17 protein-coding genes are annotated in these 17,657 nt (G+C 56.6%); 11 read left to right on the plus strand and 6 right to left on the minus strand.

Annotated features, from left to right (window positions below):
- Positions 1-61: 61 nt before the first annotated feature.
- Positions 62-955, minus strand: a complete 894-nt coding sequence (locus ABIT76_03480; protein MEO7932201.1) for a sugar phosphate nucleotidyltransferase — start codon at positions 953-955, stop codon at positions 62-64.
- Positions 956-1,042: 87 nt separating this feature from the next.
- Between ABIT76_03480 and ABIT76_03485 the strand changes: the two genes are divergently transcribed.
- The 3 genes from ABIT76_03485 to ABIT76_03495 are packed head-to-tail and all read left to right on the plus strand — an operon-like array spanning position 1,043 to position 3,872.
- Positions 1,043-1,825, plus strand: coding sequence for a hypothetical protein (locus ABIT76_03485; GenBank protein MEO7932202.1), 783 nt, complete (start codon positions 1,043-1,045; stop codon positions 1,823-1,825).
- A complete protein-coding gene (locus ABIT76_03490; GenBank protein MEO7932203.1) occupies positions 1,822-2,976 on the plus strand; it encodes an SAM-dependent methyltransferase in 1,155 nt (384 codons plus the stop codon). The genes ABIT76_03485 and ABIT76_03490 overlap by 4 nt, the downstream gene beginning before the upstream one ends.
- Positions 2,973-3,872, plus strand: a complete 900-nt coding sequence (locus ABIT76_03495; GenBank protein MEO7932204.1) for a small ribosomal subunit Rsm22 family protein — start codon at positions 2,973-2,975, stop codon at positions 3,870-3,872. The genes ABIT76_03490 and ABIT76_03495 overlap by 4 nt, the downstream gene beginning before the upstream one ends.
- Here ABIT76_03495 and ABIT76_03500 read toward each other — a convergent pair.
- On the minus strand, positions 3,847-4,728 hold the full coding sequence (locus tag ABIT76_03500) for a UbiA-like polyprenyltransferase (protein ID MEO7932205.1): 882 nt from the start codon (positions 4,726-4,728) through the stop codon (positions 3,847-3,849). The two genes, ABIT76_03495 and ABIT76_03500, sit on opposite strands and share 26 nt — an antisense overlap.
- A 34-nt stretch (positions 4,729-4,762) precedes the next feature.
- Positions 4,763-5,284, minus strand: coding sequence for a hypothetical protein (locus ABIT76_03505; protein MEO7932206.1), 522 nt, complete (start codon positions 5,282-5,284; stop codon positions 4,763-4,765).
- A gap of 82 nt (positions 5,285-5,366) precedes the next feature.
- On the opposite strand from ABIT76_03505, the gene ABIT76_03510 reads away from it, so the two are divergent.
- The 4 genes from ABIT76_03510 to ABIT76_03525 all read left to right on the plus strand — a co-directional run bounded on the left by ABIT76_03510 (position 5,367) and on the right by ABIT76_03525 (position 8,331).
- Complete coding sequence (locus ABIT76_03510) at positions 5,367-6,263, plus strand: HAD family hydrolase (protein ID MEO7932207.1); 897 nt, start codon at positions 5,367-5,369, stop codon at positions 6,261-6,263.
- Positions 6,264-6,332: 69 nt separating this feature from the next.
- Positions 6,333-7,061 carry a superoxide dismutase gene (locus tag ABIT76_03515; GenBank protein ID MEO7932208.1) on the plus strand — a complete coding sequence of 243 codons (729 nt, stop codon included), beginning with the start codon at positions 6,333-6,335 and terminating at the stop codon, positions 7,059-7,061.
- Positions 7,062-7,106: 45 nt separating this feature from the next.
- Positions 7,107-8,174, plus strand: coding sequence for a YihY/virulence factor BrkB family protein (locus tag ABIT76_03520; protein MEO7932209.1), 1,068 nt, complete (start codon positions 7,107-7,109; stop codon positions 8,172-8,174).
- Positions 8,175-8,181: 7 nt separating this feature from the next.
- A complete protein-coding gene (locus ABIT76_03525; GenBank protein ID MEO7932210.1) occupies positions 8,182-8,331 on the plus strand; it encodes a hypothetical protein in 150 nt (49 codons plus the stop codon).
- Between the two features lie 10 nt (positions 8,332-8,341).
- On the opposite strand, the gene ABIT76_03530 is transcribed toward ABIT76_03525, so the two are convergent.
- Positions 8,342-8,686: a hypothetical protein gene (locus ABIT76_03530; GenBank protein MEO7932211.1), complete on the minus strand. Its 345-nt coding sequence runs from the start codon at positions 8,684-8,686 to the stop codon at positions 8,342-8,344.
- Between the two features lie 30 nt (positions 8,687-8,716).
- Between ABIT76_03530 and pyk the strand changes: the two genes are divergently transcribed.
- Positions 8,717-10,162 carry a pyruvate kinase gene (gene pyk, locus ABIT76_03535; GenBank protein MEO7932212.1) on the plus strand — a complete coding sequence of 482 codons (1,446 nt, stop codon included), beginning with the start codon at positions 8,717-8,719 and terminating at the stop codon, positions 10,160-10,162.
- A 212-nt stretch (positions 10,163-10,374) separates the two neighbouring features.
- Positions 10,375-11,232 (plus strand): tetratricopeptide repeat protein, encoded by an 858-nt coding sequence (locus ABIT76_03540; GenBank protein MEO7932213.1) that lies wholly within the window; start codon positions 10,375-10,377, stop codon positions 11,230-11,232.
- A 267-nt stretch (positions 11,233-11,499) separates the two neighbouring features.
- Here the strand turns inward: ABIT76_03540 and ABIT76_03545 are convergent, their stop codons facing one another.
- Positions 11,500-15,699 (minus strand): hypothetical protein, encoded by a 4,200-nt coding sequence (locus ABIT76_03545; GenBank protein MEO7932214.1) that lies wholly within the window; start codon positions 15,697-15,699, stop codon positions 11,500-11,502.
- Between the two features lie 129 nt (positions 15,700-15,828).
- Entirely contained in the window at positions 15,829-16,047 is a 219-nt protein-coding gene (locus tag ABIT76_03550) for a hypothetical protein (protein ID MEO7932215.1), read from the minus strand.
- Positions 16,048-16,350: 303 nt separating this feature from the next.
- On the opposite strand from ABIT76_03550, the gene ABIT76_03555 reads away from it, so the two are divergent.
- Complete coding sequence (locus tag ABIT76_03555) at positions 16,351-16,968, plus strand: fibronectin type III domain-containing protein (GenBank protein MEO7932216.1); 618 nt, start codon at positions 16,351-16,353, stop codon at positions 16,966-16,968.
- Positions 16,969-17,170: 202 nt separating this feature from the next.
- Positions 17,171-17,647 carry a hypothetical protein gene (locus ABIT76_03560; protein ID MEO7932217.1) on the plus strand — a complete coding sequence of 159 codons (477 nt, stop codon included), beginning with the start codon at positions 17,171-17,173 and terminating at the stop codon, positions 17,645-17,647.
- The last annotated feature ends 10 nt before the right edge of the window (positions 17,648-17,657 follow it).

Consider the following 17,657-nt stretch of genomic DNA (forward strand, 5'->3'; position numbering starts at 1 on the left):
ATTTTCAGCGGAAGCCGCCTTTTCGGCAACTAAGAATATGACGTCGCCGCTGGCAGTCGGATCAAATCCCCGGTCGCGCAAAGGCCACCAGGCTCGCGAGGAAATCCAGCGGGACTCCAAAGTCGTAGCGGTGGCCCGCCGTGATCTCCAGTGCGGCGTAACCCTCCCGCGAACGCTGGATTTCCTGCGCCCGAGTCAATTGGAACTCGCCTCCGTCGCGCACGTCGTCGCGAATCATTTCCTCCAGCACGTCGAAGATCGAGGGCTGGAGCAGATGCATTCCAAACCAGCCGAGAAACTGGTCGTCCTCCAGCCCATCCACCTGTAACTCCGCCCTGGCCAGCGCGATGCTCGGTTTTTCGACGATCTTGGAAACGTCCACGATCTGTGGATTTTCCGACCGCCGTTTCCCCGCAATCGTCCCAAACCCGCGCAATTCCTCGGGCGCGATTCGATTCACCGCCGACAACGACAGCCCCGGAGTCAGTTCCGACGCGGCCACGAGCTGGGCCGGACAACTCAGCTCGCCACCGCGAAAAAGATGATCTCCCAGGCAGAGCAAAAACGGCTCGCCGTCCACAAAATCCCGGCTCTGAAACACCGCGTGCCCGTAGCCGTCCTGCGTTTTCTGGGTCGCATAGGTAATGCGCCCGCTCATTTCCCGCATCTGCTCCGCCTCCGCTTGCAACTCGGGATATTTTTCCAGTCGAGTTAGATATGACTCATCCGGGCCCGCAAAATACGCCCGGAACACCGCCTCGTCTCCTGGCTGCACGATCAGGCAGACCTCCTCAAATCCCGCCCCCAGCAAGTCGAGCAAATGATAATGCATCAGCGCCCGCGCCACGCCATCGGGGCCGACAATCGGGAATAATTCCTTTTTCACCGCGTGCGAAGCGGGAAAGTGACGGGTGCCCAGACCAGCGGCGGGAACAACAGCTTTGCGGAGTTTCATGTCGGCGCAAAATAAGTCATTCCGCTGGGAAACGGCGAGGAGAAAGGGGTTGTCCCGCGCCATTTCGTGCGTTACGGGAGGACTTCCATGCCCTCTGGACTCGAAATCGCCCAGGCTTTGCCCGTCATTCTTTCGCTGATTCTCATCGAGGGTTTGCTCTCCGTGGACAACGCCCTCGCCATCGCCGCGATGGCCTCACATCTCCCGAAGGACCAGCAGAAACTCGCCCTTCGACTCGGCATCATCGGCGCCTATGTTTTTCGTGGCATCTCCCTCGCACTCGTCGTCTGGATTCAATCCAACCTCTGGATTAAATACCTCGGCGCTGGCTACCTCATCTACCTGATGTGCTCGCACCTAACCTCGAGCGAATCGTCGCCCGAAGATGCCAAAAAAATCCAGCCACGCGGACTCTGGCTGACCGTCGCCACCATCGAATTGATGGACCTCAGCCTCAGCATCGACAACGTCATCGCCGCCGTCGCGCTCAGCGACAAGCTCTGGGTGATTGTCACTGGCGTCTTCATCGGCATTCTTGCGCTGCGCCTGCTGGCAGGCTACGCCATCGGACTCATCAAAAAATTTCCCATCCTTGGCTCCGCGGCCTTTTTGTTAGTCGGCTACGTCGGATTTCTGCTCATCTTTGAAATGCTCTTCGAGGTGCATCTCGGCTCCGCAGGCAAATTCGGCGGCATCTGCATCATCGTCCTGATCTCGCTCATCTACGAGCGCAACGACAAGGTTAAATCCCTTTTTCAACCGCTCGTTCGCGGCTCGTTGTTCGTCATGCTCGCGGTCACAAAACTCATCGGCTGGATCACATTTCCAGTGGCGTTTCTCCTCGGCAAATTGCGCCCGCGTCCAGCATGAGCGCGGCGGCATTTTTGGGCGAGTTGGATCGGTCTCTGGAGACGGGAAAATTTCATCGCCTCACCCTGGCCCGTCCGGCGAATGGCGAGGTTCGCAAGAACGTCCTCCTGCGGCCTGCTAACATTCGCGGCGAATCCATGATTCAACTCACGCATCGGCATCCGACTCGCGACGAAGTGGAAAACCTCACTCCAGTCGAGTCACATCGCATTGTGGCCGGATTGTTAGGAAAAAACTTTCTCGATGCCCATCTGGAAACGGATGACAGCGCCATCAGCCTGCGCTTTAGCCGCAAGGGCGCTCCGCATCTTTCGCGCAAGAAACTTCAGACTAACAATCTCATTTCCGCCGGACACGACCGTCAGAAAACTCGCCTCCTGAATCCGATGCAACTCCCCTGGCTGGCCGATCTGGGTCTGGCTGATGTCCAGGGAAACATCCTCCCGTCGCGCTCGGCGAAATGGCGGCAAGTCGAGCGTTTTGTGGAGCTGATCAGCCATGCCTGGCGCGATGTTAGCTGGAGCGGCGAACGTCCCTTGGAAATCTTCGACATGGGCTGCGGCAAGGGCTACCTAACATTCGCAATCGAGGCGTGGTTTACAGATAACAATGGAACTCCCGTGCTCGTTCACGGCGTCGAGCAGCGCCCCGAGTTAGTTGAGCTTTGCAATGGTCTCGCGCAGAAACATCAGCGGCCAAATTTGCGATTCGAGTTAGGTCGCATTGGCGACGCGACTTTTACTAACCTCGACGTTCTCATCGCACTCCACGCCTGCGACACCGCGACCGACGACGCGCTTGCGCTGGGCATTCGACACGAGGCACAAATGATCGTTTGTGCGCCCTGTTGCCAGCACGAATTCCGCGAAAAAATGCAGGGGAGTTCCAGTGTTATCGGGTTGCTGGAACACGGACTTTTCCGCCAGCGGCAGGCCGCGCTGCTCACCGACACGCTGCGCACACTCATCCTCGAACGCGAGGGATATTCCGTCCGTGTGGTGGAGTTTGTCTCCTCCGAGCACACCGACAAAAACCTCCTGCTCATCGCCACCCGCACGGGAAAGAAATCTCCCAACGCACAACTCAAACTCGATCAATTGAAAACCCTCTTCGGCCTCCCCACCCTTCATCTGGAAACGCTGCTAACATGATGCCCGCCCGCGATTGGGAGATTCTCCGGCAGATGCGGAAGGGATTTCTAAATGCCCAAAACGGACTCGCCGACTATTGGAAAACCCCGGCGCATCTGGGGCTTTACGACCAGTTTTTCGCCGAGAGAATCGGATGGAAGTGGGATGCAGTTTTGGCCGATCTAACATCGCGTGCATTTGAACCTAACTCGAATCATGTCGTGGACTGGGGCTGCGGCACCGGAGTCGCCACGCGGCGCGTGCTGGCGCAATATCCCAGCATCACGCACGTCACCCTCTGGGACCGCTCGCCGCTGGCTCTGCGCTTCGCCACCGAGAGCATTCGCCAGAAGTTTCCTAACATCAGCTTCGTGCCGTGGAATCCATCGTCTCCGCCACGGGCGATCTACCTTCTCAGCCACGTCCTGAATGAGCTTCCAGAGTCGGATCTAACTCCGCTCATTTCGCTGCTCACGTCGCAGGCCGAATCCATCCTCTGGGTGGAGCCGGGCACGTTTGCGGCGAGCCGGCGGCTGATCGCGGTTCGGGAAAAACTACGGTCGAGTTTCAGTCTCTTGGCGCCGTGTCCGCACGATGGCATGTGTGGATTGCTCGTGCCGGAAAATGCGCCGCATTGGTGTCATCATTTCACGCGGCCACCGGGCTGGGCGCATCACGATCCGGATTTTTCGGCCTTTGTGCGCGAACTGGAAATCGACATGAGCACGGTGCCGTATTCGTATCTGGTCTGTGGAAAATCGCCGGTGAATCGTCCGGCAGAGAAAGTGCTGGGACGGCCCCGGTTTTTCAAGGGACACGCGAAATTGTTAGTCTGTGAGCCATTTGTGGTGACGGAAAAAACGGTGCAGAAACGGGAAGACCCGGCGGCGTTCAAGGCGCTTCAGAAATCGGTCTGACGCATTCGAGTAGGATCGCACTTACAAAGAGAAGGCCGACAATGGCGTTGGCCTTAAAAAATGCGTCGTTGATGCGAGCCAGATCGCGAGTGGCGGCGACACGATGCTCGTAAACTAACATCGCCGCGATGAGGACGAGCGCGCCGCCAAAAATGGGGCCGAGTCCGGCAACGATGGCGAACGCTCCTAACAATATCCACATCGCCACATGGAAGAGGAGCGCGAGCCAGAGCGAGCGGTCCACGCCGAGCCAGACAACCATGGAATGCAGGCCTTCATGGCGATCAAAGTCCACGTCTTGCGTGGCGTAGATGAGGTCGAACCCGGCCACCCAAAACAAGACGCCTGCGGCCAGAATCAGTGGCGGCCAGGCGAAGGCACCAGTCACCGCCAACCACGCGCCCACTGGGGCGACAGCGAGGGCCAGCCCGAGGAAAAGCTGAGTAAAATGCGTGAAGCGTTTCGTGAGCGAGTAGAGAAAAATGATGCCCAGCGCGACGGGCGACAGGTAGAAGCAAAGTGGATTGATCCGCCAGGTCGTGGCGACGAAACCGGCGGCGCAGGCGAGTAAGATAGCAATGGCAGTCGGGCGCGGGAGAAGCTGGTGGCGTGCGGCGGTGCGCGGGTTTTTTTGGTCGATCTGCCAGTCGGCGACACGATTGAAAATCATGGCCGCCGTTCTCGCCAGAACCATGCAGATGAGGATCAAACTCAGGAGCCGCCAGCCGGGCCAGCCGTGCTGGTTTTTCGCTGCGACCATCATGGAACCCAGCGCAAATGGCAGCGCGAAAATGGTGTGCGAGAACCGCACCAGCCGCAGCACGCGCACCGTGGTATTCCAGAGTCGGCCCAGCATTTTGCCTGCTAGTTGTGTTTCGCGGACGGTGAGGTCACTTGGCAGGCGCGGGCGTGGCTTTTTTATCGAGCACGTCGAATTTGGCGGAACTGCGAAACTCAGTTTTCTGGTCACCGATGATGACGATAAATTTCCACGCCTCCAATTCGTCCACGTGTATGCGCGAAGTACCATGCAAATGGCCGCCGATGTGAAATTGACCTGAATTCACCTCGACTTCCTGACCTCGTTTGAGGGCCGTCAGTGGGACAGTGCCAGAGTAGCGTTGCGTGCTGCCGATCTCGCCGCCCCAGCGCCGGATGAGGATGGAATATTCAACACTGCCTGGCTCGCGATCCTTCATGGAAATATTTTTTAAAGTCGCCTTTAAGACGAGATCGCGGGCAATTTCCTTGGCGTAATCCATATTGGGCCCATCCTCGCGGGAGAGAGTTTTTTTGGCGACGTTGAAGAGCAGTCCATTGCGATCCTCCGCTTGGAGTGCGGAATGGCCGCAGAAGGTGGCAATGACGATGGCCAAAAGGAGCGCACGCGGAGCAAAGTGGGTGGTTCGCATTGCGCCAGTGAACTGGAACGAGACGGGTTATTCAAACAGAAAGGCGAGAACGAAAGCTGTTCCCTCGCGACGTTTTTTCCGCTTGGATGACGCTGTGGCTCACGCGCAAAATTCCATAGCGATCATTTACGATTACGACCAGACGCTGAGTCCGAACTTCATGCAGGACGAGGTGATTTTCCCGAAGTTTGGCATTCATCCGAAGAAGTTTTGGGCGTATTGCGAGGAGCTTGTGAATGACCAGGGCTACGACGGTGAGCTGGCTTACATGAAGGCGCTCCTGGACTACCTCGACATGGATCGTCCGACCAATGCCGAGCTGCGCAAGCTGGGCGGAGAGTTGAATTTTTATCCCGGATTGCCGGGGATGTTTGAGGAGTTTTCCCACGGTTTGCTCACGCCGGAGCAGGAGGCGCATGGGGTGCGGGTAGAGCATTACATCGTGTCGTCGGGGTTGAAGGAACTGATCGAAGGCAGCCGGTTGCAGCCGTATGTGCGGGCGATTTTTGGCTGCGAATATGCCGAGGACAAGGAGGGAAAAATCACTTTCCCGAAGCGCGTGATCTCACACACGCAGAAGACGCAGTATCTTTTTCGGATCAACAAGGGCCTGCTCGACATGTCGGAGGATGTGAACGACCACATGCCGCCCGAACTGCGGCCAGTGCCGTTTACGAATATGATTTACGTGGGTGATGGACCGACCGATGTGCCGTGTTTCACAATTATGAAGCGCTACGGCGGGCACGCGATCGCGGTTTACAATGCCGAGGATCCGACGCGGTCGAGTTTCAAGAAATGCTACCAGCTTTCGACTCACGCGGATCGGGTGCGCAACATCGCACCGTCGGATTATCGAGCGGGAAGTCATCTGCGACTGCTGCTTGAGGAAATGGTTCACGAGATTGCGAATCGGATCGTAAGCGAACACCGCTCGGCGACGGAGGCCGGCACGGTGAAGGCGCCACGGCATCAGTAGCGCGAAAATCACTTTGAGCGGTGCAACCGTTGAGGTTGTCGAAGACGATTGTAATCGAACCCAACTCTTATGATGAATCGTCGCCAGGCACTCGCCACCACCCTGCTCTCCGGAGCCGCTCTCTCCCTTATCGCCCAGAACCGTGCGCCAGCGGCTGAGCCGACGCCGATTGCGCCGACGGGGCCGTTTTCTGTGCCGCCGCTCGGCTATGCCTACGATGCGCTGGAGCCGTTTATCGACGCGGAAACGATGCAACTCCACCACGACAAGCATCACACCGCTTACGTCACCAAGCTCAACGAAGCCCTCGCCAGCGCTGACGCGAAAAGTCTCGCCGGAAAATCCATCGAGGAATTGCTCACTAGCCTGCCGTCGATGCCCGAGGCGTTGCAAAAAGCCATCCGCAACCAGGGCGGCGGACATTACAATCACACTCTTTTCTGGCAGATGCTGAAGAAGACCGGCGGCGCTCCGTCCGAGGCGCTGACCACCGCGATTCAGGCGAGTTTCGGCTCGATGGAGGAGTTCTGGAAGAAATTTGCCGAGGCTGCCACGAAGCAATTTGGCAGCGGCTGGGCCTGGCTTGTGGTCGGCTCGGACAAGAAACTCGCGGTCGTCTCCACACCGAATCAAAACTCCCCGATTTCCGAAGGTCAGACGGAGCTTCTCGGCCTCGATGTCTGGGAGCACGCCTACTATTTGAAATATCGCAACAAACGCCCGGACTACATCGCCGCCTTCCCGAAGATCGTGAACTGGGACTTCGTAAACAGCCGGTTCGCCAAGGCGACGGCCTAGAATTTCGCAAACGGCCAAGGGCTCCCTCCGACACGAAGGGAGGGTATGAATCTCGACGCGATCACAGGGAACTTCACCTACAAACTGGCGAAGGACACGGTCAACAACTGGCTGGAAGACAATGCCCTGCGGCTCAGCGCGGCGCTGGCATACTACTCCGTTTTTTCGATTGCGCCGCTGCTCGTCATCGCCATCAGCGTGGCCGGACTCGTTCTCGGGCCCGAGGCCGTGCGCGGCCAGCTCGACGACCAGCTCTCGGGTTACATCGGCACAGTCGCGGCCAAAGCCGTGCAATCCATGGTGCAAAGCGCCGCCAAGCCGAGTCAGAGCTGGATCGGCGCGGTCACCGGGTTTCTGACGCTGCTGCTCGGGGCGTCGGGCGTTTTTGGCCAGCTCAAGGATGCCCTGAACACGATCTGGGAAGTGAAACCGAAGTCCGGTTTCGGCGTCATGGGTTTCATTAAGGAACGTCTCCTGAACTTCGGCATGGTGCTCGTCATCGGATTTCTCCTGCTCACCTCGCTGCTCCTCACCACCGCCATCACCGCGCTGACTAATTTCTGCAACACCATCCTGCAACTCCCTCCCGTCATCTGGGGCGCCATCAGTTTCGTGTTTTCGTTCGGACTCGTCACCGTTCTCTTCGCGCTCATTTTCAAAGTCCTGCCCGATGTTCAGGTGAAATGGCGCAACGTCTGGATCGGTGCCGTCGTCACTGCAGGGTTATTCGAGCTCGGCAAACTCGGGCTCGCTTTCTATCTCGGACGCGAAAGCACCGCGTCGAGTTACGGAGCTGCCGGAGCCGTCGTCCTCCTGCTCCTCTGGGTTTATTACACCTCGTGCATCCTCTTTCTCGGGGCGGAATTTACCCAGGTCTATGCCAAGGCCACCGGCGACAACATCCAGCCCTCGCCACACGCGGAACCCATCAGCGCCGCGTCCCGCGCGCAACAGGGGCTCACTCCTCCCAGCGTTCACGAGACTCCGAAACCCGAGATCCGCATCATCAGCGTCCCCCAGCCTCTCGGATTCAAAGTGGAAAACGCCGTCCTCCTCGCTGCTGCCATCGGGCTTTTGGCGGGATTCGTCACCCGCTCTAGCGACAAGCAGTGAGACCTTCATGAATCCAACTGCCAGAAAAGGCTGCCTGAAAATCCTGCTCATCGTGATCCTCTGCGGGGCCGCGCTGCTGGCAGGTTGGAAATATCTCATCCGGGACGCACCACCCAAGCCCACTTTGCCGCCGATCATTCAGAAGGCCGGCCAATGACCATCCGTTTTCAGTGCTCCTGAATCCAGGCGAGCGCCTTGTCGTAGCTGCGGCGTTCCAGATAATGGGCCAAGTCGCCCGGCAGCGGACGCGGGAGGGCGGCGGCCAATGATTCGAGTTTCATGGAAATCTCGCCCAGCGCAGCGAGGTGACCGGCGGCATCGCGTTGGACCCATTCGCGGTCGGCAATGAGGGCGAGCCGCGTTTCCAGTGCCTCGGCCAGTGCGGTGTAAGTCGGGTTCATGCCAGCAGGACAAACCGGTCCAGCGCGTTTGTCGAGGCTGTTCCTTTCCAGAGTGCGATGGAACTCGACCCGGAAATTCAGCTTTTCAATTTGCCGGATTCCTCTATTCACATTCGGTCCAATGAGGGACACCCAAGACTTATGAATCCAAACCGACCCAAGAAACGCACCAAAATCGTGGCCACCCTCGGGCCCGCCAGCAGTGATGAAACGACCCTGCGCGAAATGATGCTCGCCGGCATGGACGTGGTGCGCATTAATTTTTCCCACGCCATTCACGACCAGCTCATGCCCGTGCTGGAGCGGATTCGCCGGCTCGCGGGCGAGCTGAAAATCTCCGTGGCCATCCTCGGCGATTTGCGCGGACCCCGCATTCGCGTGGGACGTTTCCCCGGCGGTTCGATCACTTTGCAGAAAGACACGGAAGTGAAACTCGCCCCTGGCGCGACCTTGTATGTGCCCGGCGTGATACCCGTTTCGCACTCCGGCATGTCCAACGATGTGAAACCCGGCGACCTCGTCCTGCTCGACGACGGCAATCTGGAACTCACCGTGCTCAGCGTGGGCAGCGACAGCCTCATTTCCTGCACGGTCGTTCGCGGCGGACAACTGAAGGACAACAAGGGCATCAATCTCCCCGGCGTGCGCGTGAGTCTGCCTGCGCTCACGCAAAAGGACTTCGCCGACGTGGATTTCGCCATCGCGAATCACTTCGATTTTCTGGCGCTCTCCTTCGTGCAAACGTCCGCCGATGTCCTGCAACTCCGCCAGCATTTGAAGGCTGCCGGGAGCAAGATCGGGATTGTTTCCAAGATCGAAAACAAAAGCTCCCTCGACGACATCGAGGCGATTGCCCGTGAATCCGACGGCGTGATGGTGGCGCGTGGCGACCTCGCGCTGGAGGTGAGTTTTTCCGATGTGCCGCTGGCGCAGAAGACGATCATCGACGTTTGCCGCCAGCAATCCACGCCCGTCATCACGGCCACGCAGATGCTGGAATCCATGATCACCTCGCACAAGCCGACCCGCGCCGAGGCGGCCGATGTGGCCAATGCCATTCTCGACGGCACGGACGCGCTCATGCTTTCCGCCGAGTCCGCCGCCGGTCAATACCCGGTGTTGTCCATCGCCACGATGTCGGAGATAGCGATCCGAGTCGAAGGCGCGCTCACCCGGAAAGAAGTCGCCGCGCTGCCCCCGCTCCAGTTGGTGCCCGATCTGGAAGCGTGCGTCGGTCATGCCGCGCAAATGATTTCCAAAACGCTGTCGGCGAAAGTCATCGTCATCGCCACCTTCTCCGGGCTAACCGCGCATCGCGTGGCCTGCCATCGCCCGAATATCCCGATCATCGCCATCGTTGCCAATCCGGCGATTGCCCGCAAACTCAGCCTCTGCTGGGGCGTCGAAAGCGTCCTCACCGGAGAAATCAACGGCACGAATCAGTTGGTCAACATGGCCATCTCTCAAAGCATCGAGATTTACGACGCGCAGCCGGGCGACGTCATCACGATCACCGCAGGCACGCCCTACAATCAAAAGGGCACCACGAATCTCATCAAAGTCGAGCGCGTGCCGTCAGCCGCGTAAGAGGGCGTCTAAGAAGTCTCGAAAACAGGTAGGGACATGCGGCCTCGCATGTCCTTGGACCGCATGGAGCAGACGAGCGGGCCGCTCGTCCCTACCATCCAACAGAAGCCAAGGGACTTTTGCGACGCCCACCAAGGCTTTTTCAACCGGAGACGGCTTCCATCCGCAAAAATTGTTTTCAGACGTGAGAAAGTCGGATTAAGTTACCTCCCGTGACTGAAGTAACCGAGTTTTCCCGCACAAAAACGAACGCCGACGATCCCATTGGCGAGGCGGAGGCCGCCCTGGCGGAAGCGCGATTGCTGCCTGCGCCGGAAAATCCCCAGATTGCCAGCCAGATGATTCAGCTCGGCGACTTGTATCGCGAGGCGGGTGACTTGGAAAAAACCGTATCGCTCTTCGAGGAAGCGCTCTGGATCATTAACGAATACGCCAGCGACACCGTCGGCTCGTATCGCATCGCGCACGAGATTGGGGCGATTCACGACGCGCTCGGCGAACGGGTAAAAGCCTGTCGCTTTTACGAGGAAGCCCTGCGTCTTTCCGGCGGCGGACGCGGCGTCGATGCCTGCGAAGTGGCCACCATTCACAATAATCTCGCGATGACTTACAAGCTGATGGGCAAGCTCGATCTCGCTGAAACCCACTATCACAAGGCGCTCGAAATCTACGAACGCGTGCGCGGCGCGGATCATCCCGAGGTCGCCACCATGCTCAATAATCTCGGCGCGCTCTACATTGCCCAGCAGGATTTCGACATGGCCGAAGTCATGCATCTGCGCGCGCTCGGTTTGCGGCAAAAAGCCTACGGCGGCAATCACCCCGACGTCGCCCAATCCTTCAGCAACCTGGCCGTCGTCTATCACTCGCGGCAGAACTGGAAAAAAGCCGGGGCCTACTATCGCGACGCGCTCGACGTGCTCGCCAAACAAGCCCGCACCGATTGGTCGGAATACAGCATCGTCCTGCGCAACTACGCCGACTTCCTGCGCCAGACCGGCAAGGGCCGCAAAGCCGACGAACTCGAAACCGAGCTCGACCAACGCCTAGCGCAAATCGCCAGCAGCTAGCCCAAAAGGTAGGGACGAGCGGCCCGCTCGTCCGATAGACCCGACAACAGACATGCGGGCCGCATGTCCCTACCATGTAATCTCCGGCGGAAGCCCGGCAATCGATCCTCAACTACGCTCTTTTTCTGCGCCAACAGAAGAGCCGTCTCCGAGAGGAAGATGCGGTATGGAATGACGGCTTTTCAGACCCGGAGAAAATGAAACACTTCGCCGAGTGGACCCAAAAGTCTCTTTCCGAAAGCCCGGTCGAACCGCTCGACCCTTTCTTCACAGCCGCAATTTAATAACGGGAGAAGAAAAGTGGATCAACACAATCTCAAGGCCGGAAATATCGGGACGCATTTCCTGAATTTCCTCGGCGCGCTTACGGAGCATGGCATGCATTTGTTCGCTGTCGATCCGCAGTCCCTCTCCTAACGGTTCCCATCTCCGATTCCGATTGAACAGGGCGAGAACGTAAATGCCATAACGGGCATGGTGGTCCCGCAAATAGAGGTCCACTAACTGTTTCTCCAAGCCGTCCACCAATTCCTGGAGAGTCCAGTTGTCAGCGATCTTCAGCTCAAGCGAAACTGGCGCAGCATTTGGAATGACCAGACGAAGATCTGGTCGGCCGCCTACGATTTCCCATTCAGGTGCAATGACGTGGCCACGGGCAGTCTCGTTCAGCTTCCGTCTTAGCCAATCGCGAAAACCTGCTTCATTATCTTCGGAATGCACTTCACGTCGGGGACTATCCTCCCCTAACTCAACCCATCGCTTCAGATCGAGAATCCGCCGCAGGCCAGTTTTAAACAGGTCTGAGTCGGTTTGAGGTTCGCGTTCATAGTCTGTCGCAAACGCCCGCACATCGCTTGCTCTCCAAGGTTTTTCCTCCGCCATTTGCTCATGATGTTTCTCAAGGAGATGCCGCATGTAATCGGAACAATGCGAGAGCAAGGGTTCGGACAATAGCTCCTGTAGAACCAGGCCAACTTCTGGACTTGCCGTCGCAACCAGTCTCTCCAGCAGCCCTCCACGGAAATCTTGGGCATCATCGCGGGAAGTTGGGGAATAAGCACCGCCGCCCGCGCGATTGATATCGTCCTCTTGGCGAATATACCGATGAACTAACGGGATAAATTGCCTCATAGCCGCTGGTTTCAGCCACGAAGGATTGGGTAGAACTGCAAGTTGGTACCCATGTCGCCCGCCTAAAAAGCTACATATCGAAATCATGGCGTCTGAGGCATTGCTCGCAGTCCCTAATACAGAGTCCAACTTGGCAATAGCTGGTAAAGCGTCCGCCTGAAGCCATACCGCCATCCATCGTGCGAAGCTAGATGCAGATGCCTCGACCGCTAGGGTTCTTTGCTTTGCCAAACTGGCAAGGCTTTCGATTGCGGTGTCAGATGAAACGATGATAAAAATCGCGTATTGAAGAACTTGTGGGTTGGTCGGCTCTCTTTGAGCTAATCGTTCCATAAGCAGTGGCCGAGCGAGGCTACCTGCGGCGCTTCCACTGTAATAAAGCTTGTTGAGTGCAAGGTTGGAACACTCGGTGTCCGCAGGGAATTCCCATTCTGCGGAAATGCATTCGTCCAAGACTGATAGCACGGCCGTAGGCTGGGCGTGTATTAGATCATCAAACCACGGGGTGACACCGCTAAACTCATTGAGCGCGTAACGAGTAGCGCGACGAGCATCCTCGAAAGGCAAATTAGAAAACTTGAGACTACCTTCCTGCCATAAGATTAAGATACCCGCTAGGCCCGCAGTAGTGCCATATGTCGCACCCCTATTGGGCTCTCTCTTGTGAGGTAGAGGGGGTTCGTAACGTTCCCAAACCCTCTTACAGCCCTCCTTCACCGCACGGACGCATTTTGTGCCTCGTTTCTTCTCCAGCAAAGACCAGTCGCTTGGATACTGTCGGTCGTGTGAATCGCCGCAAGCTTCGGAAGCCAGACTAACCAACCATCCGGCATACTCGCCAGACTGTATCTTGTCACGATGGTACCAGAGGTCCCAGCGAGTTCGAAGTTTGCTAAGAGGTTTCTTCGCTTTTTGCCGAGCCATCCACCACTGATGGCGGTAGGAGCGGTAACGAATGTGGCGATACCAGAACGCCCTAGCGTGAGCTACAAAACCAGGATGCAAAAAGTTTCGGAGCTGCTTTCGCGCTTTCGGAAAAGGCATCACGGCTTGTTTAATGCGGACTAAGTCGGCACGAACTCGACCGGTCTGTTGCCAAACGTCCAATGCCCACCACAATGAGGTTTCACGTTCACTGTCTGAAACCGTATTCTCAAGCCAGCTAAGTATCCAAAGCAGGTCGTTTCCGCACGGTTTTAACCAGTCAAAGAAAATGGTAACACTTGAAAACCGCGCATCCGTGATTTTGTGTTCCTTCATCAACCGTTCTGCCGCGATCCGGAAATAACGCTCTCTTAGATTTTGATGAAGTTCCGTACGTGCGGGAATTGTATCTTCTCGACCTGTATGGTACCTGCGGCGACCAGCACCGATAAGAATCTCCGCAATGCACGATGCTTCTTCCTCCGAAAGAGTTGGCCAGTCGAGCATTACACTAGAAACAGCAACCGCTGTTCTCAAGCTGGGCGAAGGCTCGATATCATCCTCGTCTCCGTCGTCTTGGATCGGGTGACCAAGAAGTCCTTTTAAAAGAAAAAGGCCGTTTTCATGGGTCGTTACCGAAGCGAGGTGACTGGAAAGGGTGTAATCCCAGCCAAATCCACCTCGCGTGACCGGTTCCATTCGGCTCAGCGCACGAAACAGCTGTGCGACGGTCCAAATCTTCGGGAACAGCAGATCGCAAAGTGGTACGCAAACGCGCGCTGGAAATCGCTCCACCTTCTCTGCAGCAAAGGCCAACTCCCTCAGATTATCTTCACTGGCAACAACCTTCAACGCACGAGCCGCCGTGGGGAAAACCTCCCCTTTCGACAGTTCGGCAGTCGCCAGTGTGAGAACTGCTGGTGCGCATTCAGTCAACCTCCCCGCTATAACCATTTCCAGTCCAAGCTCTCGAAGCGTTTGTCCGCTTGAAGGGGCAGTCATCAGTTCGTTAATTTCTTCGGAGAGCGCTGGGTCAGCGAGTCGCGAGAGAGTTGCATCATCGTGCTTCCACCACAGATGTTCACGCCCATCAGCCTTCTGTAAGAGTGCCTTTAGCAAGCCGCGCCGATCTTCAACACTCAGCATTGCCGGATCACCGAGACGAAGGAGAATTTCCGGAGCTACCTCTAGGACTCGCCTTCGCACGTTCGTATTCCATCTTGCTGGCCCGGCGCAGAGCCAAGCCGCAAGCGAAGCGAGAGAAGGACGCAGAAATCGCTTAGTATCACGTGCTTCGAAGAGCAAATCCTCTAGCTCTCCTACGGGACAGCCTTGCACCATCAACCCTTCGAACCAGCGAGCCGCTAGGAACTCGGAGAGGCGTCGATGATGAAATCGGATGTGGCCATAACTCGCGCCGTCAAAAAGGGCATGATTTAGCAATGCTCGAATCTCCTCATTCCGCCAGTCCGGTGGAAGGCAGGCAAGAGCATCAAGTGACTGAGCGGATACGTTCGTTTCTCCGGGAATTTGAAAGCTAAACTTGCGGCAGAGAACAGTCACGGCAGCGAGGCATTGCGCACCGCTTTGCGCCCGCTCCAGCGACATATCACTTCTCTCACGGTCTGAAGTTTTCTTCAGTTGGCTCTCGCAGATAAAGGAGAGGATTTGTGTCAGCGTTCCGAGGCTTCCTAATTCGCGCCAATAGGCAAGCAGGTCATTAACGTCGGCGGGCCGCCTTGCCAGTTCCCATGCATGTGCTTTCTCCAAAGCTTGGAGAAACGGTTGCGCATCAATAACTCCTCGAGCTTTCGCGTAAGTCGTCACTGCTGCTTCGTCGAGAGGCAGCAACTGAACGACTAAAGGATAGTTTTCTTCCGAATTGTTTTTGTTCCCAGGCGTGGAGGAGCTAGCGCTTTGTTGAGGAATTCGAGTCCGAACTTCGTGACCATCTGTAGTTGGTAGCCATTCCGTAATGCGAGAGCTGATCACGATTGTCGCTCGGCTCAAAGCGCGGCGCTCCACCAGCCCAACGAAACGGTCTAGAGCTCGATAGAAATCTGTAGCCTGACGGATTTTCGCCTCATCCACTGAATCCAAGAAGAATACTGCCTTTTCGCTAGTCGCCCGCCAATCTACCAAACGCTTTTGGTCGTCATCACCGAGACGGAATTGATCCCCGTCTGTAGCTAGCTCATCCAAGCGCATGTAAAATCGCGAACAGCCGGGAGAGATGAGACTGGCTTGCTGCTTTAATTCATACGTCTTACCACTTCCTGGTTCGCCGAGCACAACGACCAGAGGATGCTCTAGCAATTCATCCCAACTCAGCGCATTGCGCCTCCCAAGCCAATCCGAAGGAGGTGCATAGCTCTGGAGTGCAGATTCTTCCCCTGCTGCCTCCTTTGCCACGGGCGCAAATGTTCTGCGGAGGTCAATATAGTTTGGAGGAGATACCACAGAAGAAGCTAGAGCGGACAAATTATGTGTAAACACTTTTTGGCAATGTTGATTTGAGATCGATGGACCCTGTTCTTAAACTCAAGGAATCGCTTCCTGAACCAAAGACGTCGCTTTCTTACCCAAAGACATCTCTACTTGAACCAAGGAAGGCGCTTCTTTCGCCCAAGACGGCGCTTCTTGACCTAAGGAAATCTTTTCCAAAACCCAAGATGTCGCTTCTGGAACCCAAAATGTCGCTTCTGGAACCCAAGACGTGATGGGTTTGACCCAAAAAGACATTTTTTGAACCCAAGACATCGCTTCTTGAACCCATGAAGCGGCTTGGTTAACCCAAAATGGGCCACATTGGGATTAAACTCCTCTCAAAAATAATAGGGACTTCACATTTTTATGCAGAATTGCGACGCGGTTTTGCTTCGCAAAATTGTTTGCAATTTTATTCCGACTTTCCATCTAAATAGGGTGTGGGTGCGGTCCTCAATTTTGAGAATGTGCCGGGGGTGCGCGGAGTCTGCTTGGTTAGGAACTTGTTGCGGACATGATGCGAGCAATCGAGGCACTCTCCCTCGTTCACCCGGGAGTTTAGAAATAAAGGTTAAGATGATAAATAAAATATCGATCGGGTTCCTGGGATCCGATTCCAATGCAGAGTTAGTCGTTAAAGTGGACACGATCACGTCCGCTCTCACGGGAAATCCGAATTATCCGGCCACGGATTCCGGCATCGCTGAAGTGATCGCGCTGAACACGGAATTCAAGGACGCTATCGTGGCGGCGGCCGATGGCGGCACGGCGTTGACGGCGGCTCGCAATGCGAAGCGCAGTGAGCTGTGCATGCGTGTGCGCACCCTGGCGGCGTATGTGCAGGCCAATGGAAAGAATGACCAGGCGATCCTCATCAGCAGCGGGTTTCCCATGCAGAAGAGCACGCGCACGCCTTCGACGATCCTGCCCGCTCCGGTGTTGCAAAGCATCGGCGCAGGTCCGAATACCGGCACGGTAGTGATGAAGCTGGTGGCGCTCGGTGCCCAGGTCTATAACTGGCGCTGCTTTCTGGCTTCCGATCCTCAGACGAACTTGAGTGTGATGCAAAGCACGTCGGCGACGACGTTGTTTACGGGTTTGACGCCGGGGCAATCGTATTGTTTCCAAGGCAATGCGACCAATGCGGCCGGCACGAGTGACTGGAGTGCGCCGGTGCCTTTGATCGTGACGTAAAGAGCAGTGCCAGCGATAAATCCACGCGGCGCTCTTTCCCAACGGGAGATGGTTTTTCCCGGGAGGAAAGGCGCCGCGTGTTTTTGTTTGGGTAGGGACATGTGTTCAGGTAGGGACATGCGGCCCGCATGTCCGTTGGTTGGACGTATCGGACGAGCGGGCCGCTCGTCCCTACCTTTTTGGGTTGATTTTGTTTCTTTGCATGGGAAAAGATTCCCGCGTGAGTGAATGGCCGCAGCGACGCAGATTGCCGCACGATATTCCTTCTTATATCGATCCCGGCGCGGAGGTTTATTTCATTACGATCAACTGCCGAAAGCGTGGGATGAATCAGCTCTGCATGGCAGGTGTAGGGGAGGCGCTGTTGGAGAGTGCGAGGTTTCGCCAGAAAGCAGGACACTGGCATGCCCACCTCGTGGTGCTGATGCCGGATCACTTGCACGGATTGTTTTCTTTTCCGCAAACCGGGCCCGGTATGCGGCGGACGATCCAGAGTTGGAAAAGTCTGACGGCCAAGACTTGTGGCCTGGAGTGGCAACGTGATTTCTTTGAACATCGGCTGCGTGGCGATGAAAGTCGTGCTGAAAAGAGCGCGTATATTCGAGCGAATCCAGTGCGAGCGGGTTTAGTGGAGGAGGCCAAATTATGGCCATGGATCGTGGAGAGTGAATGTTGGTAGGGACAGGTAG

It is taken from the genome of Chthoniobacterales bacterium (genome assembly GCA_039930045.1).
Taxonomy (GTDB): domain Bacteria; phylum Verrucomicrobiota; class Verrucomicrobiia; order Chthoniobacterales; family DASVRZ01; genus DASVRZ01.